This is a genomic window from Serinicoccus shuyuelongi, assembly GCF_045032955.1.
GTDB lineage: Bacteria > Actinomycetota > Actinomycetes > Actinomycetales > Dermatophilaceae > Ornithinicoccus.
In genome coordinates this window covers 121,336-141,641 of the sequence record NZ_JBJFZU010000004.1, presented here as the reverse complement: position 1 = coordinate 141,641, position 20,306 = coordinate 121,336, and the positions used below count along the sequence as shown (strand labels likewise).

17 protein-coding genes are annotated in these 20,306 nt (G+C 73.4%); 7 read left to right on the top strand and 10 right to left on the bottom strand.

Going from position 1 to position 20,306, the window contains the following annotated elements:
• Positions 1-2: 2 nt before the first annotated feature.
• Positions 3-1,091, bottom strand: a complete 1,089-nt coding sequence (locus ACI3EY_RS06970; protein ID WP_405037077.1) for an ABC transporter ATP-binding protein — start codon at positions 1,089-1,091, stop codon at positions 3-5.
• A 140-nt stretch (positions 1,092-1,231) separates the two neighbouring features.
• Here ACI3EY_RS06970 and ACI3EY_RS06965 point away from each other — a divergent pair, with 140 nt between their 5' ends.
• On the top strand, positions 1,232-2,221 hold the full coding sequence (locus tag ACI3EY_RS06965) for a LacI family DNA-binding transcriptional regulator (protein ID WP_405039901.1): 990 nt from the start codon (positions 1,232-1,234) through the stop codon (positions 2,219-2,221).
• Here the strand turns inward: ACI3EY_RS06965 and ACI3EY_RS06960 are convergent.
• Genes ACI3EY_RS06960 through ACI3EY_RS06945 form a run of 4 tightly spaced genes read right to left on the bottom strand, consistent with a single transcriptional unit; the run spans position 2,218 to position 6,735 of the window.
• Positions 2,218-3,822 carry a TIGR03767 family metallophosphoesterase gene (locus tag ACI3EY_RS06960; RefSeq protein ID WP_405039900.1) on the bottom strand — a complete coding sequence of 535 codons (1,605 nt, stop codon included), beginning with the start codon at positions 3,820-3,822 and terminating at the stop codon, positions 2,218-2,220. The two genes, ACI3EY_RS06965 and ACI3EY_RS06960, sit on opposite strands and share 4 nt — an antisense overlap.
• 37 nt (positions 3,823-3,859) lie before the next feature.
• A complete protein-coding gene (locus ACI3EY_RS06955; RefSeq protein WP_405037080.1) occupies positions 3,860-4,465 on the bottom strand; it encodes a DUF47 domain-containing protein in 606 nt (201 codons plus the stop codon).
• A gap of 11 nt (positions 4,466-4,476) precedes the next feature.
• Positions 4,477-5,457, bottom strand: a complete 981-nt coding sequence (locus ACI3EY_RS06950; RefSeq protein ID WP_405039899.1) for an inorganic phosphate transporter — start codon at positions 5,455-5,457, stop codon at positions 4,477-4,479.
• Positions 5,458-5,472: 15 nt separating this feature from the next.
• On the bottom strand, positions 5,473-6,735 hold the full coding sequence (locus ACI3EY_RS06945) for a glycerophosphodiester phosphodiesterase family protein (protein ID WP_405039898.1): 1,263 nt from the start codon (positions 6,733-6,735) through the stop codon (positions 5,473-5,475).
• Between the two features lie 150 nt (positions 6,736-6,885).
• Between ACI3EY_RS06945 and ACI3EY_RS06940 the strand changes: the two genes are divergently transcribed.
• Genes ACI3EY_RS06940 through map form a run of 3 tightly spaced genes read left to right on the top strand, consistent with a single transcriptional unit; the run spans position 6,886 to position 8,871 of the window.
• The gene (locus ACI3EY_RS06940) at positions 6,886-7,827 is read left to right on the top strand and encodes a trypsin-like serine peptidase (RefSeq protein WP_405039897.1); all 942 of its coding nucleotides are present in this window, start codon (positions 6,886-6,888) and stop codon (positions 7,825-7,827) included.
• Positions 7,828-7,831: 4 nt separating this feature from the next.
• Positions 7,832-8,101 carry a carboxypeptidase-like regulatory domain-containing protein gene (locus ACI3EY_RS06935; RefSeq protein WP_405037084.1) on the top strand — a complete coding sequence of 90 codons (270 nt, stop codon included), beginning with the start codon at positions 7,832-7,834 and terminating at the stop codon, positions 8,099-8,101.
• Positions 8,098-8,871 (top strand): type I methionyl aminopeptidase, encoded by a 774-nt coding sequence (gene map, locus ACI3EY_RS06930; RefSeq protein WP_405037085.1) that lies wholly within the window; start codon positions 8,098-8,100, stop codon positions 8,869-8,871. Before ACI3EY_RS06935 ends, map begins: the two co-directional genes overlap by 4 nt.
• Here map and ACI3EY_RS06925 read toward each other — a convergent pair.
• The 3 genes from ACI3EY_RS06925 to ACI3EY_RS06915 form a co-directional block, all read right to left on the bottom strand.
• Entirely contained in the window at positions 8,863-10,587 is a 1,725-nt protein-coding gene (locus ACI3EY_RS06925; protein WP_405039896.1) for a gamma-glutamyltransferase, read from the bottom strand. The two genes, map and ACI3EY_RS06925, sit on opposite strands and share 9 nt — an antisense overlap.
• Positions 10,584-11,675, bottom strand: a complete 1,092-nt coding sequence (locus ACI3EY_RS06920) for a DUF418 domain-containing protein (RefSeq protein WP_405037088.1) — start codon at positions 11,673-11,675, stop codon at positions 10,584-10,586. The genes ACI3EY_RS06925 and ACI3EY_RS06920 overlap by 4 nt, the downstream gene beginning before the upstream one ends.
• A 129-nt stretch (positions 11,676-11,804) precedes the next feature.
• Positions 11,805-12,008, bottom strand: coding sequence for a hypothetical protein (locus ACI3EY_RS06915; RefSeq protein WP_405037089.1), 204 nt, complete (start codon positions 12,006-12,008; stop codon positions 11,805-11,807).
• Positions 12,009-12,144: 136 nt separating this feature from the next.
• Here ACI3EY_RS06915 and ACI3EY_RS06910 point away from each other — a divergent pair, with 136 nt between their 5' ends.
• Genes ACI3EY_RS06910 through galK form a run of 3 tightly spaced genes read left to right on the top strand, consistent with a single transcriptional unit; the run spans position 12,145 to position 16,851 of the window.
• Positions 12,145-14,307: an alpha-galactosidase gene (locus ACI3EY_RS06910; RefSeq protein ID WP_405039895.1), complete on the top strand. Its 2,163-nt coding sequence runs from the start codon at positions 12,145-12,147 to the stop codon at positions 14,305-14,307.
• Positions 14,308-14,311: 4 nt separating this feature from the next.
• Positions 14,312-15,571, top strand: coding sequence for an FAD-binding protein (locus ACI3EY_RS06905; RefSeq protein WP_405039894.1), 1,260 nt, complete (start codon positions 14,312-14,314; stop codon positions 15,569-15,571).
• Between the two features lie 23 nt (positions 15,572-15,594).
• Positions 15,595-16,851 carry a galactokinase gene (galK, locus tag ACI3EY_RS06900; RefSeq protein ID WP_405039893.1) on the top strand — a complete coding sequence of 419 codons (1,257 nt, stop codon included), beginning with the start codon at positions 15,595-15,597 and terminating at the stop codon, positions 16,849-16,851.
• A gap of 121 nt (positions 16,852-16,972) precedes the next feature.
• Here galK and ACI3EY_RS06895 read toward each other — a convergent pair whose 3' ends face one another.
• Both ACI3EY_RS06895 and pta read right to left on the bottom strand, forming a co-directional pair.
• Positions 16,973-18,181, bottom strand: a complete 1,209-nt coding sequence (locus ACI3EY_RS06895; RefSeq protein ID WP_405039892.1) for an acetate/propionate family kinase — start codon at positions 18,179-18,181, stop codon at positions 16,973-16,975.
• Positions 18,178-20,301, bottom strand: a complete 2,124-nt coding sequence (pta, locus tag ACI3EY_RS06890) for a phosphate acetyltransferase (RefSeq protein WP_405039891.1) — start codon at positions 20,299-20,301, stop codon at positions 18,178-18,180. The genes ACI3EY_RS06895 and pta overlap by 4 nt, the downstream gene beginning before the upstream one ends.
• Between the last annotated feature and the right edge of the window lie 5 nt (positions 20,302-20,306).

Sequence of the window (20,306 nt, the reverse complement as noted above, 5' to 3'; positions counted from 1 at the left end):
GGTCAGGCGGATGCCGGGGTGGTCAGGCTGAGCCCGGTCTGGGCGTCGAAGAAGCGCAGGTCGTCGGGGGTGGTGGTGAGGCGGACGTCGGTGCCGGTGTCGATCCGGGCGATCCCGGGGATCCGGGCCACGAAGCTGTCGCCGGCGCGGCCCTCCAGGGTCAGCAGGGTCTCGGCGCCGAGGATCTCGGTGGTGCGCACCTGGCCCACCACCTCCAGCGGGCCGGAACCGTCCAGGGCCAGCGACTCCGGGCGGATCCCGACGATCAGGTCGGTGTCGTGCGGGACCTCCAGCGACCACGGTCGCGGGTTGCCGGAGACGCTCAGCCCGGCGTCACTGCCGCGGGCCGGCAGCAGGTTCATCGGGGGAGAGCCGATGAAGGAGGCCACGTCGGTGTCGGCCGGCTCGGTGTAGAGCTCGACCGGCGCGGCGGCCTGGGCGACGTAGCCGTCGCGCATCACCACCACGTGGTCGGCCATCGTCATCGCCTCGACCTGGTCGTGGGTGACGTAGATGACGGTCAGGCCCAGGTCCCGCTGCAGGTTGCGCAGCTCGATCCGCATCTGGTGGCGCAGCTTGGCGTCCAGGTTGGACAGCGGCTCGTCCATCAGCACGACCTTGGCGTCGGAGACCAGGGCCCGGGCCAGCGCGGCACGCTGCCGCTGCCCGCCCGAGAGCTGGCTGGGCTTGCGGTCCAGGTAGGGCTCGAGGCCGACCTTGCGGGCCGCGTCCACCCCTCGCTGCTGCCGCTCGGCCTTGCCCACCCGCCGGACGCGAAGCCCGAAGACGATGTTCTCCATCACGCTCAGGTGCGGGTAGAGCGCGTAGTTCTGGAAGACCATGGCGATCTGCCGCTGGGCGGCGGGCTTGTCGTTCACGCGCTCACCGCCGATGAGCACGTCCCCGCCGCTGGCGCCCTCGAGGCCGGCGATGATCCGCAGCGACGTCGACTTGCCGCAGCCGGACGGGCCGAGCAGCACGACGAACTGACCGGACGGGGCGACGATGTCGACCCCGTGCAGGACATCGGTCCGACCGCCGTGGCCGTCGGGGAAGGACTTGGTCACCCTTCGGAGCTCCACCTCTGACATCGGGCCTCCTTGCGCACGTGTCACCTGTCCGCGTCGTCGGACGCGGCTCTGGACGCACGCTATCTAAATCGATTAAGGTCGTCAACAGGCCCGGTCGTCCAGTACCGTCCCGGGACGACGTCGACACGCAGGAGGTGACCATGGCAGGCCGCCCCAGCATCCGTGACGTCGCCGAGCAGGCGGGGGTGTCCACCGCGCTGGCCAGCTTCGCGCTGAACGACCGGGACGGGGTCGCGGCCGACACCAAGGCGCGCATCCTGCAGGTGGCCACCGACCTCGGCTACCGGGCGGACCCGACGGCCCGCGCCCTGCGCACCGGGCTCAGCGGAAGCTACGGGATGCTCGTCCGCAACATGCAGAACCCCTACTTCCTGGAGATCCTGCGCGGGGCCCAGGACGCGGCGTCCGAGCACGGGGGCACCGTCTTCGCCGTGGACTCCGCCTACTCGGTCGAGCGGGAGCGCGAGCACGTGCACCACCTCGCCCAGCAGCGGGTGGACGGCCTCGCGATCGCGCCGGTCGGCTCCGGCGACGCGGTGGACCTGTGGCAGGAGCGCTGCCCCGGACGGCCCACCGTGGTGGTGAACGCCATCTCCCACCAGGAGGGCGTGGTCCGGGTGGGGCCGGACAACGTCCGGGCCGTCGACCTCGCCGTCGACCACCTGCACGAGCTCGGGCACCGCCGGATCACCTTCTACTCGGCCCCGGCCGGGGTGATGGCCGACCACGACCGGCTGGAGCGGTTCCTGCAGCGCTGCGCCGAGCTGGGTGTGACCGCGCACCCGGTCGAGACCGAGCTCAACCTGGACGAGGCATACCGTGCGACCTGTGCGCTGCTGGACGGCCCCGAGCCCCCGGCGGCGATCATCACCAACTCCGACTTCACCGCGCACGCGGTCTACCGCGCTGCCCGGGACCGGGGTGTCCAGGTGGGCGCCCGGCTGTCCGTGGTCGGGCACGACGACCTGGCCACCTCGCAGCTGCTCGACCCACCGCTGACCACGCTGCGGCTGGACCGCTTCGAGATCGGCCGGGCCATCGTCGGACGGCTGCGTCCGGACTCCGGTCTGGGTGATCACGTGCAGCCGGTCGAGCTGGTCGTCCGGGGGTCCACCGCGCCCCCGGACTAGAGGCTCTCGCGGCGTCGTGGGTCGGGCAGCAGCAGCTCCACGTTGCGGTCGGTCGGTGTGCCGTGCGCCTCGAAGCCGCCGACCCCGTGCGGGTCATTCGCCGCAAGCGCCCGGTGCCACCCGGCGAGATCGGCCACGGTCTCCACCGAGGTGGGCCGCAGCGGCCCCGTGTGGTCCAGGATCGTCAGGCGCAGCGAGAGCAGCTCCCCACCGTGGTCGAGCAGCTCGACCAGCCGTCCCTGGGTGGGCCAGTCCATGATCGAGGAGGTGCTCACCTCCCAGTAGCCGCCACCGTCCGGGCCGCGGTGCGCCTGCACCCGGTTGCGGTGGATGTGACCGCTGAACCAGGCGACGACGTGCGGGTGCGCCAGCAGCAGCTCGCCCACCTCCTCACCGAGCACCCGCGCCGCGGTGGCGTCGTCGGCGTCGGCGGGGAGCAGGTCGTTGGTCATCGAGCTGCGGGGGTGGTGCGAGGCGACCACCACCAGCTCGTCGGCCTCGGTCGCCGCCCGCAGCTCCTCGCGCAGCCAGGCCAGCTGTTCCTGGTCGATGCTGCCCTCGAAGACGCCGGCCGGGTTGGTGGTGTCCAGCACCACCAGCCGGACCCCCTCGACGCCCCGGTGGGAGTAGTAGGCGGTGCCGTCGGCCAGGTTGCGCTCGGTGAAGCCGTGCCCGTCGGGCAGGCCGCGGTCCCAGTGCGCCGCGACGTACCCGGCGCGGTCCACCGGTCGGCGCCGGGCGTCCGGGGTGACCTCCCGGCCGAGCTCGGCGAAGGCGGGCAGCGGGTCGCCGGTGAAGTCGGCGACGTCCTCGGCCCGGACCCGGGTCACCTTGCGGTGCCCGAGGGTGATGTCCACCAGCTCCGGACCGGCCGGGACCCGTCCCTGGATGAGCCCGTCGTGGTTGCCGAAGCAGGTCAGCCACGGGATCTCCAGGCCGCTGGCCGCGAGCGGCTGCAGGCTGCGCGCGAGCAGACCTGGCATGGTGGGGAAGCCGTGCTCGCGGCCCCACCGGTTGTGCGGGTCCTCGGGTGCCCACGCCCAGTCGACGCTGCCGTCCTGGAAGCCCTGGTATGCCGTCCCCCCGGAGTCGAGGTCCACGGTCCCGCCGCTGAACAGCCGCAGGAACGCGACCAGCTCGTTGTGCTGCATGTTGTCGATGTTGTCGCCGGTGGTCATCACCGCCTGCAGGGGTGCCCCGGTGACCGCGGATCCCGGGTGCTCGTTGAGCCGCCGCACCAGCATCTCGGTGGCGTGCGCGGCCAGCAGCTCCTGCGGGCGCTGCATCGGCAGCATCAGCCGGGTCTCCGGGCGCCGACCGAGCTCGTGCACGGCCTCGACCCGGGACGGGGACTGGGCGTCGATGAGCTGGACGTCGGTGAGGTGGGCCACGTGCCACAGGCTGCGGGGCCGCTCGGCCCGGGTGCCGCCGACCAGGTCGGTCCGCACGATATGCCGCTCCGGGTCCCCGAGGGACAGGCCGTGGTACGCCGCGACGCTGCCCTGGGTGACGACCTCCCCACGCACCACGGGACGCCCGGTGCCCGTCCCGCCGTGCTGACCGTCGTGCGGTCGTCCGGTCCCTGCGCTCGTCCCGCTCATCCAAGGTCTCCCAACGTGTGGCTGTCTGCGGTGGTGGTCAGTGGCTGCGTTTGACGGCGCCGTCGGCGAGGGCGTCGGCCGCCTCGCCGAGGCGCAGCCCCACGACGTCGAGGCGACGCAGCAGCTCCCGGTTCTTCAGCGAGGTCGCGTCGACCTCGCCGCTGAGCGTGCGGGCCACCGACACCTGGTAGCGCCGTCGGATCTCGTTCTTGCGGACCGCCAGCGACTTGGCCCGGATCTGCAGCGGGTTCTCCGCGATCGCAGAGATCGCCGCCTCCAGGTCCTGCAGGCCGTCGCCGATCGCGGCGAGCATGGTGTCCAGGCCGGGGTCGGGCTCCACCGCGAAGAGGTCCAGCTCCCGGACGAAGTCCTGCAGGTTGTCCAGGATGTCGTCGGTGGACCGGGACAGCCGGAACAGGTCCTCCCGGTCGATCGGGTTCGCGAAGGCCGTGGCCAGCCGGGTCACGGTGGCCGAGCGGCGCCGGTCACCCTCGTGCTCGACACGGGCCATACGGGAGCGGGCCTCCTCGGGGGCGAGGTCGCCGGAGACCGCCCGGCGGGCCAGCTCGACCCCGGAGATGGCGCTCGCGACCTGGGAGTGCAGCAGGTCGACCAACGTCCTGTCGGGTCGCCTGTTCAGCACGCGGGACAGTCTCACAGGGCTCCTCCTGCTCGTAGGCCGCCGGCCACCGCGGCGGACAGTCCGAAGGTGACCGGCAGGGTGACCAGCCACGCGGTGACGATGGTCGACACCTGGGGCCAGCGGACCCGGCTCAGCCCCTGGCTGGCCCCGGCGCCGACCAGCGACCCGGTGAGCGTCTGGGCGACGCCGACCGGGGCGCCCACCCCGGCCGAGCCCAGGAGCGCGCCGGCGGTGGCGACCTCGGAGGTCACGGCATACAGGGGACGCACCGGCAGCACCCCCTGACCCAGGCGCAGCGACATCCGGCGGTACCCGGCGGCGCTGCCGAGGGCGAAGAGCACCCCGAGGGCCAGCATCAGCATCAGCGGTGCCGGGACGGCGCCACCACCGGCCCCGCTGCCGGTCAGGCCGAGCGCCACCGCGGAGATGGCGAGCATCTTCTGCCCGTCGCTGGCGCCGTACCCCAGTGCCAGCGCCGGGAAGGAGACCGCGTGCACCCGGCCCAGGGCGCGACTGACGTGCCGGGAGTGCATCCGCCGGGCCAGCACCGTGATCACCGCGGCGGCGATCAGACCACCGAGGACCGGGGCCAGCGCCATCATCCCGAGGACCACCAGCACCGAGTGCCAGGCGACCCCGGCACCGGAGGCCGCGCCGAAGCCGGCGAGCGCCCCGACGAACGCCAGGGTCAGGCCGGTCGGGATGCCCATCCGGGTCAGGCCCAGCACGACGACCAGGGACACGACGACGGCGACCAGCATCCCGGTCTCCGAGGCCTCACCACCCCAGGGCACCATCTCCTGCGCGAAGCGCGCGGCCACCCCGGTGCCGACCAGCAGCGGGCCGACCACCACGCCGACCCCGAGCAGGACCAGGCCGAGGCCGTGTCCGACGGAGTCGAGCGTGTGCGTGGCGGCCAGCAGGGTGGCGCCGGTGTTGGCGCCGTTGACGAGGGCGAAGGCGACGGCGGCCGCGAGCAGCGGCCAGCTCACCTCGCCCCTCGGGGCTCAGTAGGCATAGAGGTCCATCAGCCGGAGCTGCGGGGTGTACACGGCGACCGAGTCACCGGTGTTGTTGAGCACGTTGCGGCCCAGGTCGTTGTAGTAGCGGTCCGCGGTGTCCGTCCCGGGGCCGGTGTAGACCCGCAGCTCGGCACCGGGGGCCAGGGTGTAGCCCTCGCCCACGACGAGCCGGTTGACGACGGCGTCCTGGAGCAGGTAGCCGCTGACGTCGATGGTGCGGGAGGAGGTGTTGGTCAGCACCACGTGCTCCCCGGTCTCCGGCTGCAGGTCGCTGCCGTCCGGGTTGTCCACGACGTCGCTGACCTCGATGCCGTTGGCGGCCGGGATGGGGTCCTGGTCGCGTAGCAGCCGGACCATCTGGGTCGGGAAGTCGGTGGTCACCTCGTCCACGCACAGGGCCGCCGCGGCCTCGACGGCCTCCGGCGAGTTCAGCGTGTAGAGGCCCAGGTCCAGGCCGACCGCGCGCACCCGCTCGATGTCGGCCGGGTCCAGGGTCCGGTAGTTGGTGACCACGCCGTCGGCGAAGCCGGCCCACCGCTCGAGGGTGGCGTCGTCGGCGGGGATGGTCCCGATCTGCAGCACCGGGATCTCCGGTGCCAGCTCGTGGAAGGCGGTCAGCGAGGCCTCGTCGAAGGAGCTGACGACGACCTTGTCGCGGGCGACCAGCCGCTGCCAGTGACGGTCGGTGGCGAGGGTCTGCGCGAGCACCTCCTCCACGCCGGGGGAGTCCTCCGGGCTCTTCAGCTCGATGTTCACCGTGGTCCGGCCGCCGGCCAGCGCCTTCGCGGCCTCGTTCAGGTGAGGTATGCCCTCGCCCGCGAAGCGCGGGGCGAAGTAGCTGCCGGCGTCCAGCTGCTGCAGCTCGGCCCAGGTCAGGTCGACGATCGGGTCGCCGGCCCGGTCCGGGTAGACCTGTGCCACGTCGGTGGTCCGCGCCCCGGTGGCGTCGTGGAAGAGGAAGGGGACCCCGTCGGCGGAGAGCTGCACGTCGATCTCGACCGACTGAGCGCCGCTGCGGCGGGCGTCCCGGATGCTGACGACGGTGTTCTCCGGGCTCGTCCCGGCCGAGCCGCGGTGCGCCACCACCTCGGGTGCTGCGCACTCCTGCGCGGGGGCGGCGCCGTCCTGGCCGGTGGTCTGCACGGCGGCCGAGGCCAGGGGAGGGGCGCCGGCCAGGGCCAGCGTCAGGGCCACCCCGAGGGTGAGCGTGCGGGCGGCGTGCCGGGTGCGGGTGGATGTGTGCGTCATTGCCAGCTCCATTTCCTTGGTGTTCGGCAGACTACCTAAATCGATTAAGGTCCGCAACGGGTGGGTGCGGGGCGTATCTGCGGGCGGGCGGCATACCTCCTGCTGTGCGGACGACGTCGCCCGGCGTCGCCGAAGCCCGAGGAGAGAGCCATGCACGAGGACACCAGCAGCAACCCGCACGAGCCCGTCGCGCCGGACCAGGAGGTGGACGATGAGGTCATCACCGAGCAGACCTCGGACGCCCCCGGCACCGGCGACGGCGGCGAGCAGACCAGCATCGAGGGGCTCGAGCTGGAGCCGGTCGCGGCCGCGATGGCGGAGGCCTTCGCGCTCGCCGCCACGGCCACCGCTCCCGACACCAGCGCCCTGCACCCCGTCGGGGAGGCGACCTACGGACCCCCGGACCCGAGGACCGAGACCGTGCAGGGCCCGGACAACCGGGTGCAGATCACCGGGACCGGCAGCTATCCGTGGCGGGCGCACTGCTCGCTGCTGATCACCGCCAACGACGGCAGCCGGTGGATCGGCACCGGCTGGTTCATCGGTCCGCGCACGGTGGCGACCGCCGGCCACTGCGTGTTCATCCACGCGCCGGGCACCACCCGGCACGGGTGGGTACGCAGCGTGGAGGTGATGCCCGGGCGCAACGGCGCCACCCTGCCCTACGGCCGGGTGGTCGTGCCGCGGTCCGGGATGCGCACCGTCAACGGCTGGGTGAGCAGCCCCGACCACGAGTACGACTACGGCGCGATGGTGCTGCCGAGCGACCTGGGTCTGCAGACCGGGTGGCTGGGCTTCGCGAGCTGGTCGGACAGCACGCTGCAGGGCAGCACGCTCAACCTGTCCGGCTATCCGGGCGACAAGCCCTCGGGCACGCAGTGGTACCACTGGAGCCCGGTGGCCTCGCTCAGCCCGCGCAAGGTCTACTACGGCCTGGACACCGCCGGCGGGCAGAGCGGCAGTGCCGTCTACGTCATCCGGGACGGGGCGCGCTACGGCGTCGCGATCCACGCCTACGGTGGCTCCAGCAGCAACAGCGCCACCCGGATCAACGCGCCGGTCTTCGCGAACCTGCAGCTCTGGAAGGGATGAGGCGGTGCCGCCGAGCATCCACGGCCACGTCGTCGACGCACGCGGCCGGCCCGTCCCTGACGCCCGGGTGGCGTTCGGGGACGGGCCGGTGCCGCTGCCCGACCTGGCCCTGCTCACCGGTGCCGACGGCGGCTTCCACCTCGAGGTGCCGGTGCCCGGTCGGTATGCGGTGCGCGCGGTCGGCGACGACGGTGCGGCGGTGGCGACAGCGGTCACGTGGGTCCGGGTGCCCCCCGGGGGACCGGTCGTGCTGGTCCTAGAGTGGTCCCCGTGATCGAGATCCTTGACCCCGTCCAGATCCCCCGCGCCCGGGAGACCGGTGCCCTGGTGGGACGGATCCTGCAGACCATGGTGGAGCGGAGCACGGTCGGCACGAACCTGCTCGACATCGACCGGTGGACCCGCTCGATGATCGAGGAGGCGGGGGCGGAGTCCTGCTACGTCGACTACGCGCCGTCCTTCGGCCGGGGCCCCTTCGGCCACTACATCTGCACCTCCGTCAACGACGCCGTGCTGCACGGGCTGCCGCACGACTACGCCCTCGCCGACGGGGACCTGCTCACCCTGGACCTGGCGGTCTCGCTGGGCGGGGTCGTCGCGGACTCGGCCGTCACCGTCGTGGTCGGGCAGGCCCGGGACCCGCAGAGCCGGGCGATGATCGAGGCCACCGAGCGGGCCCTGGACGCCGGCATCGCCGCCGCCCGCCCGGGCGCCCGGGTCGGCGACCTCTCGCACGCCATCGGGACCGTGCTGCAGGACGCGGGCTACCCGGTCAACACCGACTTCGGCGGGCACGGAGTCGGGTCGACGATGCACCAGGACCCGCACATCGCCAACATCGGCAGGCCCGGTCGGGGCTACCGGCTGCAGCCCGGTCTGCTGCTGGCCCTGGAGCCCTGGGTGATGGCGGACACCGCCGAGCTGGTCACCGACGCCGACGGCTGGACGCTGCGCAGCGCCACCGGGTGTCTGACCGCGCACAGCGAGCACACCATCGCCATCACCGAGGACGGCGCGGAGGTGCTCACCGGTCGCTCACGGTGAGTCGAGGACGAACCCGGCCGCCCGCCGGTCGTCCGCGAAGCCGGCGACGGATCCGGCCTCCCAGTCGACCTCCAGCGCCTGCACCGAGCCGAAGTCGGAGCGGTAGAGAGGGTCGATGACCCGGACCGGGTAGCCGAGCCCGCGCAGGTCGTCGGCCAGCTCCGGGGTCTCCAGCCGCAGCTCGCCGTCGGTGAGGATGAACCGGCCGGCCGGCACGGCCTCCTCCAGGTCCTGGTCGTGCAGGGCCCAGCGCAGCACCACGGCGGCGGTGGTGTTCGGGATCTGCCGGCCGCCGGGGGTGCCGAGCACCAGCAGGGGTCGGTAGTCCTGGTCGACCACCATCGAGGGGGAGCTCCAGGTCACCGACCGGCGGCCGGGCTCGGGGTCGTTGCTGCCGGTGGCGCCGATGTCCCCGAAGCGGCCGAGCTGGTCGTTGAGGAAGAAGCCGTTCAGGTAGCGGCCGCTGCCCCAGTAGTTCGTGACGGTGTTGGTCATCGAGACACCGGTGCCGTCCTCGTCGACCACCGAGATGTGGGTGGTGTTGGGGGCACCGTCGTAGGCCCCCGGCGGGGCGGCGGCCGTGCCGCCGTCCCCGTCGTAGAGGTCGGCCGCGATCGCGGCGTTGGCCTCGGGGTCGGTGAGCTCGTCCACGGGCACGTCGACGTAGTCCGGGTCACCGAACGAGTCCTGCACCGACCGCTCGGCGACCAGCCAGGCCTGGGAGATGCGGTCCACGAAGCCGGCCGAGTCGGGGTCCACCTCGGCGATGCCGCCGGCCTCGGCCAGCTGCGCCATCTGGATGATCGCCGCGCCGGGCAGGGCCGGGGCCCCGGAGACGAAGATGTGCTCGCCCAACGGCCCGGCAGCGGGGTCGGAGACCTGCACCTCGTAGTCCTCCAGGGTGCCGGCGTCCAGGCCCGGCACCTGGGCGACGTCGCCGGAGAGCGACCCCGTGTAGAGGCTCTCGGGACCCTCGTCGGCCAGCGTCCGCATGGTCTGCGCCAGCTCGGTCTGCACCAGCGTGTCGCCGGCCCCCAGGGGCGCGCCCGTGTCGTCGCGGAAGTGCGGGAGGTCGGCGGTCACCTCCTGGCCCAGCGGCATGGCCAGGGCGGCGGCGAGGAACTCCGAGACGGGGTGGCCGTCCTCCGCGATCTCGATCGCCGGCTCCAGCAGGTCCTGCCAGGGCAGGGTGCCGTGCTCCTCGTGCAGCAGCTGCATCCCGGCGACGAAGCCGGGCGCCCCGACCCCGTCCGCAGGCACCTCACCGGCGGCGTTGACCACCTCCCGGTAGTCGTAGTTGGTGGCGCTGCCCGCCTCGGCCACGATCGTGACGCCCCCACCGCCGATGCCGGAGGAGACCGGCTGGGTGACGGCGTCGGCGAAGGCGGCCGCGATCGCGGCGTCGACCGCGGTGCCGCCCTGCTCCAGCATCTCCATCCCGGCCTCCGCGGCCAGCGGGTGACCGGCGCTGACACCCGCTGCGCCCAGGGCGGGCTCGGGTTCCGGATCGGGCTCCGGCGCGGCGGACGGCTCGGGAGGAGGTGGCGTTGCCGTAGACGTGTTCGGGCTCGTCGTCGCTGCGTCGTCGTCCGGTGCCGAGGTCCCGGCTGCCTCGGCTCCGGTCGAGGAGGAGGGGTCGGCCGGCTGCTCGGACGGCGTGCAGGCGGCCAGACCCAGCAGGGTGACGGCGGTCAGGGCGGTGCGGGGGAGGTTCACGAGGGGCGCTCCTGCGGGGTAGGAGGGGACGAGGTCGGTCGGAGCCAGGTCCGGCGCAGCAGCCGTTCCAGGGGGCCCGTGCGGCCGTCGCGCTGCCAGAGCACGGCCAGCACGACCAGGGCGGTGGACAGGGCGGTGGCGGTGGCGACCCCGGCGGCGAAGCCGAAGCCGTCCTCGGGCTTGACCACGGCCAGCACGAGGACGTGCGCGACGTAGAGCGTCAGCGCCATCGTGCCGGCCCGGGTGAGCCACCGGCTCAACCGGCCGCGCACCCCCCACCTGACACAGGCCCCGATGAGGAAGCAGGCGCCGGCGGTGGCGCTGATGATCCACAGCGGCATCTGGCCGTGGCCGACGCCGGTGAGCAGCCGGGTCCAGCCGACGTCGGCCTCCGGCCCGAGCAACGCGTAGGACAGGTCGGCCAGGACGAAGCTCACCACGGCGACCCCGCCGCCCCAGGCCATCATCCGCAGCTGCACCGTGCGATCACCCAGGTCGATGCGGGAGAGCCACAGGCCCACCAGGAAGGGGACCGTCCAGCTGGCCAGCGGGTAGGGACCGGAGATGAAGAGGGAGTGCAGGACGTCCCCGGGAGGCGTGGTCAGGCTCACCGCCTCCTGGGCGTGCATGCGGTGCGGGGCGATCTCGTGCCAGACGATCCATCCCGGGCCGGCCACGGTGATCGCCCCGGCCGCCGTCAGCAGCCAGCGCGAGGGGAGCCGCCAGGCCAGGGGTGCCAGCAGGAAGAGCAGCGCGTAGGTGGTGAGGATGACGCTGACCCGGTCGGTGAGCGTCTGCAGGACCAGGCCGATGACGAGCAGCAGCACGATCCGCCACGACAGCTCGCGCCAGAGGCCGTGCCCGCGGCGGCTGCGCAGCAGGAACCCCATGCCGACCCCCGCGATCACGACGAAGAGCACCGACGCGCGGCCGAAGGGGAGCAGGTAGATCCGCTGCAGCAGCGACTCGACCTCGGTGGGGCCCACGTTGACGATGACCATCCCGATGATCGCCAGGCCGCGGGCCAGGTCGAGACCGTGCAGCCGCGCGCGGGCGCCAGGGCGAGGGCGGGACTCGGGTGTCGGCATACACGTCCGGGGGTCGGCGAGACGGGGCTCGTGCTCCCTGCATCACCGGCCGGGGCACACGATCACCGTGGGGACCCCTCGATCATAGTGAGGGCGGCTGGACCCTCCCTGGGTCGCGGGGTGGGGGCCTCAGAGCTCGGGCGGTGCCTGGAAGAGGTCGACCCGGGGCTCGCGCAGGATCGATCGGGCCACGTTCTTGAAGTCGAACCGATCCAGCACCCGGGCCGCGTCCTCGTCACTCAGGTCGTAGGCGTGCGCCAGCATCCGCACGTGCTCGGTGTAGAACGCGTGCAGCTTGTCGACACCCTTGATGAACTCCAGCTCACGGGCCATCGGGCGAACCTAGCCAGCGCAGGTGCACCGGTGGGTGGTCGACGGTGGACATGACGTGAACAGCCCGTGACCGGTCGCGGGTCGGACGTCGGGCATCGGGCTGGACAACCGAGGCCGCGCTCAGTTGGCTGGGGTGATGACGACGCACCGCACGCACCTCCACCTGCGCGCCGCCGGCACCTCGCTGCTCCTCGAGCTCGCCGACGACCTGCTCCCCGTCGTCCGGCACTGGGGCTCCGACCTCGGGGAGCTCACCGAGGACGAGCTCGCGTCGCTCGCCCTGGCAAGCCGGGTCGCGATCAACGACAGCCCCTTCGACCGCGCGGACCAGGTGGCGATCCTGCCCGAGCACGCCCGCGCCTGGATCGGGCGGCCGGGTGTCGAGGGTTCGCGCGGCGGGCGGGGCTGGTCGCCCGCCTTCCGCACGACCGGCGCGCCCGCACCCGGCGTGCACCGGCTGGCGGACGGTACCCAGCGGGTGGTGGTGCAGGCGAGGGACGAGAAGGCATACCTCGCCGTCGAGCTGGAGATCGAGCTGCACCCCGGCGGCCTGCTGCGGACCCGGGCCACCCTGACCAACACCGGTGAGGAGGTGTACGACCTCGGTGCCGTGCGCACCACGCTGCCGGTGCCCGAGCACGCCGACGAGCTGCTCGACTTCACCGGGCGGCACACGATGGAGCGGGCCCCGCAGCGGCAGGCGTTCACCGCCGGCGCGCACAGCCGGGAGGTGCGCACCGGGCGGACCGGCCTGGACGCGGTGCACCTGCTGTGCGCCGGGGAGAGCGGCTTCGGCTTCGGCCACGGCGAGGTCTGGGCGGTGCAGTTGGGCTGGAGCGGCAACCAGGTGACCTACGCCGAGCGGCAGTACAACGGGTCGCGGGTGCTCGGCGCCGGGGAGCTGCTCGAGCACGGGGAGGTCCGGCTGGCCGGTGGGCAGGGCACCACGACGCCGTGGATGTATGCCGCGCACGGGACCGGGCTCGACGAGGTCGCCGCCCGCTTCCACGCCTGGCTCCGGACCCGGCCGCAGCACCCGATCCGGCCCCGGCCGGTCACCCTGAACAACTGGGAGGCGACCTACTTCGACCACTCGCTGCCCCGGCTCACCGCGCTGGTCGACCGGGCGGCGCGGGTCGGGGCCGAACGTTTCGTGCTGGACGACGGGTGGTTCGGTGGCCGGCGGGACGACACCACCGGCCTCGGTGACTGGGTCGTCTCGCCCGACGTCTGGCCGCAGGGCCTGGACCCGCTGGTGGACCACGTGCACGCCGCCGGGCTGGAGTTCGGGCTGTGGGTGGAGCCGGAGATGGTCAGCGCCGACTCGGACCTGGCCCGGGCGCACCCGGAGTGGATCTTCTCCGCGGGTGGGCGTCGCGGGCTGGAGTCCCGGCAGCAGCACGTGCTGGACCTGGGGCACCCGGGGGCCTACGCGCACGTCCGGGACCAGCTGCTGGCGCTGCTGGACCGCTACGACATCGCCTACCTGAAGTGGGACCACAACAGGTACCTCAACGACGCCGGGCACACCCCCGGCGGGGAGCCGGGCGTGCGCGCCCACACGCTGGCGGCATACCGGCTGATGGACGAGCTGCTCGCGGCGCACCCCGGTCTGGAGATCGAGTCCTGCGCCGGTGGGGGAGGGCGCGTCGACCTGGGGGTGCTGGACCGGGCGGTGCGGGTCTGGGCCTCCGACTGCATCGACCCGCTGGAGCGGCAGCAGATCCAACGAGGCACCTTCCTGCTGGTGCCGCCCGAGCTGGTCGGCACCCACGTGGCCTCCGGGCGCTCGCACACCACCGGTCGGCGGCACGACCTGGACTTCCGTGCCTCGACCGCGCTCTGGGGGCACCTGGGGATCGAGTGGGACCTGACCACGTGCACCGAGGAGGAGCTGGTGGAGCTGGCCACCTGGGTCGCCTTCCACCGCGAGCACCGCGGGCTGCTGCACACCGGCAGGGTCGTCAACGGCGACCACCACGACGAGGGGACGTGGGTGCACGGGGTCGTCGCCCAGGACGCGTCGGAGGCGCTCTTCGAGGTGGCGCTGCTGCGCCGGTCGGCGACCACCGGCCCGCACCGGGTGCGGCTGCCCGGGCTGGAGCCGGAGCGTCGCTACCGGGTATGCCTGGAGCGTCCCGGTCGGCCCCCGCTGGAGGCCGGCCGCGGGGTGGTGCCCTGGGCGGTCGAGGGGATCACCCTGCCGGGGCGGGCGCTCGCGCAGGTGGGGCTGCCGATGCAGCCGGTGGACCCCGAGCACAGCCAGCTCTGGCGGGTGCTGGCGGCCGACCTATGCTGACCCGGTGAGCAGTCCGGCAGGGGCCACCTGGGCCAAGAACCTCGAGTACTCCGCGCGCGAGCTCGTCGAGCCCACCGGTGTCGAGGAGCTGGCGGCCGTGCTGTCCGGAGCCGACCGGGTGCGGATGCTGGGGTCGCGGCACTCGTTCAACCGGGTCGCCGACACCACCGGGACGATGGTGGGTCTGGGGCGGATGCCGGTCCAGGTCGAGGTCGACGAGGACCGCCGGGTGGTGCGCACCAGCGGAGGGATCACCTTCGGCGAGCTCGGGGCCCGGCTGCAGGAGCAGGGCTGGGCACTGCACGCGATGGCCTCGTTGCCGCACATCACCGTCGCCGGCGGGGTCAGCACCGACACCCACGGCTCCGGCGACGGCGCACCGTCGTTGGCCGAGGGCGTGGCCGCTGTGGAGGTGGTCACCACCGGCGGGGAGCACGTCCGGCTGGAGCGGGGGGACGAGGAGTTCGACGGTGCCGTGGTGGCTCTGGGGATGCTCGGGGCGCTCGTCACGCTGGAGCTGGACATCGAGCCCACCTACGACGTCGCGCAGACGGTCTACGACGGGCTCACCTGGGAGCAGGTCGCCACCGACCTGGACGCGGTCACCGGTCTGGGGACGAGCGTGTCGGTCTTCACCGACTGGCTGGACCGGGACCGCACCACCCAGGTGTGGGTCAAGCAGCGGGTGGACCGGCCCGGCGGGGACCCGGACGCCCTGGGCCTGACCGTGGCCGGTGAGCCGCGTCACCCGCACCGGGGGAACCGGGCGGACAGCTGCACCGAGCAGGGCGGCATACCGGGGCCCTGGCTGGACCGACTGCCCCACTTCCGCCTGGAGTTCACCCCCTCCAACGGTGCCGAGCTCCAGTCGGAGTGGTTGCTGCCGCGGGCCGGGGCGGCGGCCGCGATCGAGGTGCTGCAGGGGCTGGCCGCGCAGATGGCGCCGGTGCTGCACGGGTGCGAGATGCGCACCGTCGCCGCCGGGCGTCAGTGGCTGGGGATGACCCAGGGGGTCGACTGCGTGGCCTTCCACTTCACCTGGCGACCGGAGCAGGCGGCGGTGACGGCGCTGCTTCCCCGGATCGAAGCCGGGTTCGCGCCGCTGGGCGCGCGGCCGCACTGGGCCAAGCTCTTCGCCGAGGACGCGCTCGCCGGACGGGTGCACGAGCTCTACCCGCAGCTGGCGCGGGTGCGCGCGCTGCGCGGCCGGCTCGACCCGCGCGGCGCGCTGCGCAACGACTTCCTGGACCGGCTGGGGATCTGAACGATGACGTGGAGGGTGCAGGGATGGGCGAGCTGACCTGGTCGAGGGCGGCCGACGACACGGTGGTCGCCGACGGGTTGCTCGCGGCCTTCGGTGAGTCCTTCGGTGGGGAACCGGACGGGGTGTGGGCGGCACCCGGCCGGGTGAACCTGATCGGGGAGCACACCGACTACAACCAGGGCTTCTGCCTGCCGCTCGCGCTGGCGCACCGGACCTACGTCGCGGTCCGCAGCAGGGACGACGGTGGGCTGCGGATCGGTTCCCGGCAGGCGCCGGACCGGACCTGGGAGGGGACGGTCACCGAGGTGAGCCAGGACTCACCCGGGGGCTGGGCGTCCTACGTCGCGGGGGTCGCGGCGGTGCTCGCCGAGCAGGTCGACCCGGCAGGCCTCGGGGCGGACGTGCTGGTGGACGGGTACGTGCCGCTCGGGGCGGGGCTGTCCTCCTCGGCCGCGCTGTCCTGCTCGGCGGCGCTCGCGTGGGCCGAGCTGGTGCCGGGGCTGGCCGGGGTGGACCGGGCGGAGCTGGCGGCGGCCTGCGTGCGCGCGGAGAACGAGTACGCCGGGGCGGCGACCGGGGGGATGGACCAGAGCGTGTCGCTGCGGGCGGTCGACGAGCACGCGCTGCTCATCGACTGCCGCGACTTCTCGCTCACGCCGGTCGCGTGGACGCTGCCGGGCCACCAGGTGCTGGTGATCGACACCCGGGCGCACCACTCGCTGGCCGACGGGCAGTACGGCAAGCGGCGTGCGACCTGCGAGCGGGCCGCGGCCACGCTCGGCGTGGGGAGCCTGCGGGACGTCGGGGTCGACGACCTGGAGGTGGCGTTGGCGACGCTGGGGGAGGGCCATGGAGAGCGGTCGGATGAGGGGAGCGGGGCGAGCGGCGAGCGCAGGGTGAGCGGGGAGCCGGAGGAGGTGCGGCGGGTGCGGCACGTGGTGACCGAGAACGCTCGGGTGCTGGACCTCGTCGCGGCCCTGCGGGAACGGGACGCCGACAGGGTGGGGGAGCTGATGCTCGCCTCGCACGCCTCGTTGCGGGACGACTACGAGGTGTCCTGCCGGGAGCTCGACCTGGCGGTGGCGGCGGCGGTCGGTGCCGGCGCGCTCGGGGCCCGGATGACCGGCGGCGGCTTCGGCGGGTCGGCGATCGCGCTGGTCGAGGAGGCTGCGGTCGAGGAGGTGGCTCGTGCGGTCGCGGCGGCCTTCGACGACGCCGGGCTGGAGAGGCCCCACTTCCTGACCGCCGTCCCCAGCGCACCGGCATACCGCGTCCGCTGACGAGCTCGAGCCCGCCCCACACTCCGACCGGGCGTCGCTTGTGGTTGCCCTAGCCCGGTGGGCCCTAGAACAACCATGCGCGACGCTCGGTCGGGGAGGGGGTCGGGGGGAGGGGTCAGGGTCAGAGGGTGGTGACGAGGGCGGCGGACTGGCGGGCGATCTCCCACTCCTCGTTCGTCGGCACCACGAAGGCTGCCACCGCGCTGTCGGCCGTGGTGATCCGTGTCTCACCGTCCACCGACCCGTTCGCTGCGGCGTCCAGCACCACCCCGAAGCCGGTCAGCCGGTCCAGCACCGCGGCCCGCAGCTCGGCGTTGTTCTCCCCGACGCCGGCGGTGAAGGCGATCGCGTCCAGCCGACCGAGGACCGCGGCATACCCGCCGACGTAGCGCAGCAGCCGGTGCACGACCACCTCGAAGGCGACCACCGCTGCCTCGTCACCCTCGGCCCGGCGCTCCATCACCGACCGGAAGTCGGCCGACCCGGTCAGCCCGAGCAGCCCCGACTCCTTCGACAGCGCGCGGTCCACGTCGTCCAGGCTCATCCCGGCGACCCGGCCCAGGTGCGCGGCCAGCCCGGGGTCGACGTCACCGGGTCTGGTCCCCATCACCAGCCCCTCCAGCGGGGTCAGCCCCATCGAGGTGTCGACGCTGCGGCCGCCCTGGATCGCGGCGGCGCTGGCCCCGTTGCCCAGGTGCAGCACGATGCACGAGACGTCCCCGGGGTCACGGCCGAGCAGGTCCGCCACCCGGCGCGAGACGTAGGCGTGCGAGGTGCCGTGGAAGCCGTAGCGCCGCACCCGGTGCTCGGTCCGCCACACCTGCGGCACGGCATACGTGGAGGCAGCGGCGGGCATGCTCTGGTGGAACGCCGTGTCGAAGACCGCCACCTGCGGCAGGTCCGGGAACGCCTCCCGGGTCGCGGCGATCCCCTGCAGGTTGCCGGGGTTGTGCAAGGGCGCGAGCGGCACCAGCCGTTCCACCGCTGCGACCACCTCCGGGGTGATGAGGACCGGGTCGGCGAAGTCGTCACCGCCGTGCACCACCCGGTGACCGACCGCGACCAGGTCTACCTCCGCCAGGTGCGGACCGTGCTCGGCGAACGCCCGGGTCGCGAGCTCGATGGCGGTGGCGTGGTCGGGCACCTCCAGCGTCCGCTCGTATGCCGTCTCGCCGGCGGTGTGGTGCAGCACCGCGTCGTCCAGCCCGATCCGCTCGATCAGCCCCTTGGCGTGGGCCTCACCGGTCCGCGGGTCGACCAGCTGGTACTTCACCGACGAGGAGCCCGCGTTGATGACCAGCACCACCGGACCGCTCACCTGCGGGCTCACGGCTGACCCCGGTGTGCCTGGGCCTGGATCGCGGTGATCGCGACCGTGTTGACGATGTCCCGCACGGTGGCTCCTCGGGACAGGTCGTTGACCGGCGCGTTGAGTCCCTGCAGCACCGGGCCGATCGCGACCGCCGACGCGCTGCGCTGCACCGCCTTGTAGGTGTTGTTGCCGGTGTTGAGGTCCGGGAAGATCAGCACCGTGGCGCGCCCGGCGACCTCGGAGTCCTCGAGCTTGGTGGCGGCCACCGCCGGGTCGACGGCGGCGTCGTACTGGATCGGGCCCTCGACGAGCAGGTCCGGTTCCCGCTCCCGCACCAGCGCGGTCGCTCTGCGCACCTTGTCCACGTCGGCGCCGCGCCCGGAGCCGCCGGTGCTGTAGGACAGCATCGCGACCCGGGGCTGCACCCCGAACTGCGCGGCCGTCGCGGCCGAGGAGATGGCGATGTCGGCCAGCTGCTCGGCGCTGGGGTCGGGGTTGATCGCGCAGTCGCCGTAGACCAGCACCTTGTCGGCCAGGCACATGAAGAAGACGCTGCTCACCACGGAGACGCCGGGGGAGGTGCGGATCACCTCCAGCGCGGGCCGGATGGTGTGCGCGGTGGTGGTGATCGAGCCGGAGACCATGCCGTCCGCCTCGCCGGCGTGCACCATCAGCGTCCCGAAGTAGGCCGGGTCGGTCACCATGTCGTGGGCCTGGTCGACGGTGACGCCCTTGTGCGCCCGCAGCTCGGCGTAGGTCTGCGCGAACCGGTCCCGCAGCGGGCTCTGGTGCGGGTCGATGATCCGGGCGTCGTCGATCCTGAGTCCGAGCCCGGCGGCGCGCTCCCGCACCCGTGACTCGTCCCCGAGCAGCGTGAGCCGTGCCACGCCGCGGGTGAGCAGGGTGTCCGCGGCCCGCAGGATCCGGTCCTCGCCGCCCTCGGGCAGCACCACGTGCGCACCGGTGGACCGGGCCCGGGCCATGATCTGGTGCTCGAACATCAACGGGGTGACCACCGGGGCGGGACCCTGGTCGTGAACGTGGTCGGCGCCCTGCCCGCCGCCGTCGCCGGCGGAGAGCAGCTGGTCCAGGTCCACATGGGTGTGCACCAACGACCGCGCGTGCTCCAGCTTGCGCTCCGAGTGGGCCCGGATCCGGCCGGGGACCTCGTGCATCGCCATCGCGGTCCGCATGGTGCCGCCCTCGCAGCCGACGATCGGCAGCTCCACCTCCAGGCCCTCGATGAGTCGCCACACCTGGGCGCTGGGCCGGAACCCGCCGTTGAGGACGATCCCGGCCAGCGACGGGAAGGTCGAGGAGCGGTGCGCCAGGATCGCCCCGAGCAGCACCTCCTCGCGGTCGCCGGGGCAGATGAGGACGTTGCCCTCGCGCAGTCTGTCCAGCACGTTGGGCATCGTCATGCCCGCCACGATGAGGCCGGTGACCTCCCGGTCCAGCAACCCCTCGTCGCCGGCCAGCAGGGTGCCCTCGGAGACCTCCGCCAGGTCCCGCACGGTGGGGGCCGACAGCAGCTCGTCGGCCGGGATCGCGAAGAGCAGGGGCAGGTCGGCCGGGTCGTCCCCGCCGGTGAGCCGCTCCCGCACCACCTCGGCCAGCTCGTCACCCGGGGTCACCTTGTTGAGCAGGATCGCGGCGACGGTGGCGTGCCGGCTGCGCGCCTCCTGCAGCCCGATCTGCGCGGCGGTGGCGGTGTCCTCGGCGTCCCGCCCGGAGCCGGGCACCACGAGCAGCAGCGGAGAACCCAGGTGAGCGGCGATCGCGGCGTTGGTGGAGAACTCGGTGGGCGCCGGGACCCCGGTGAAGTCGGAGCCGATCACCAGCACGCTGTCGTGCTCGGCGGCATACCGGTGGAAGCGGTCGACGACGGTGCTGATGGCCTGGTCCCGGTGCCGGTTGACGTCGTCGTAGGTGACGCCGATCGCGTCCTGCGGGTCGGCGCCGGACGTCGACATCGGGTGCAGCAGCTCGACCAGCGGGTCCGCCCCACGGTCCTGCACCACCGGTCGGAAGACGCCGACGCGCCCTCCGCGGGCGCACATCTCGGCCAGCAGACCGACGGAGACCGCCGACTTGCCCGACCTGGACTCGGCGGAGGCGACATACAGGCTGGTGGTCACCGGCC

Excerpts from the sequence above, each read along its gene's own strand:
- ACI3EY_RS06970 (WP_405037077.1), bottom strand. The coding sequence starts at position 1,091 with ATGTCAGAGGTGGAGCTCCGAAGGGTGACCAAGTCCTTCCCCGACGGC.
- ACI3EY_RS06965 (WP_405039901.1), top strand. The coding sequence starts at position 1,232 with ATGGCAGGCCGCCCCAGCATCCGTGACGTCGCCGAGCAGGCGGGGGTG.
- ACI3EY_RS06960 (WP_405039900.1), bottom strand. The coding sequence starts at position 3,822 with ATGAGCGGGACGAGCGCAGGGACCGGACGACCGCACGACGGTCAGCAC.
- ACI3EY_RS06945 (WP_405039898.1), bottom strand. The coding sequence starts at position 6,735 with ATGACGCACACATCCACCCGCACCCGGCACGCCGCCCGCACGCTCACC.
- ACI3EY_RS06940 (WP_405039897.1), top strand. The coding sequence starts at position 6,886 with ATGCACGAGGACACCAGCAGCAACCCGCACGAGCCCGTCGCGCCGGAC.
- ACI3EY_RS06920 (WP_405037088.1), bottom strand. The coding sequence starts at position 11,675 with ATGCCGACACCCGAGTCCCGCCCTCGCCCTGGCGCCCGCGCGCGGCTG.
- ACI3EY_RS06915 (WP_405037089.1), bottom strand. The coding sequence starts at position 12,008 with ATGGCCCGTGAGCTGGAGTTCATCAAGGGTGTCGACAAGCTGCACGCG.
- ACI3EY_RS06910 (WP_405039895.1), top strand. The coding sequence starts at position 12,145 with ATGACGACGCACCGCACGCACCTCCACCTGCGCGCCGCCGGCACCTCG.
- galK (WP_405039893.1), top strand. The coding sequence starts at position 15,595 with ATGGGCGAGCTGACCTGGTCGAGGGCGGCCGACGACACGGTGGTCGCC.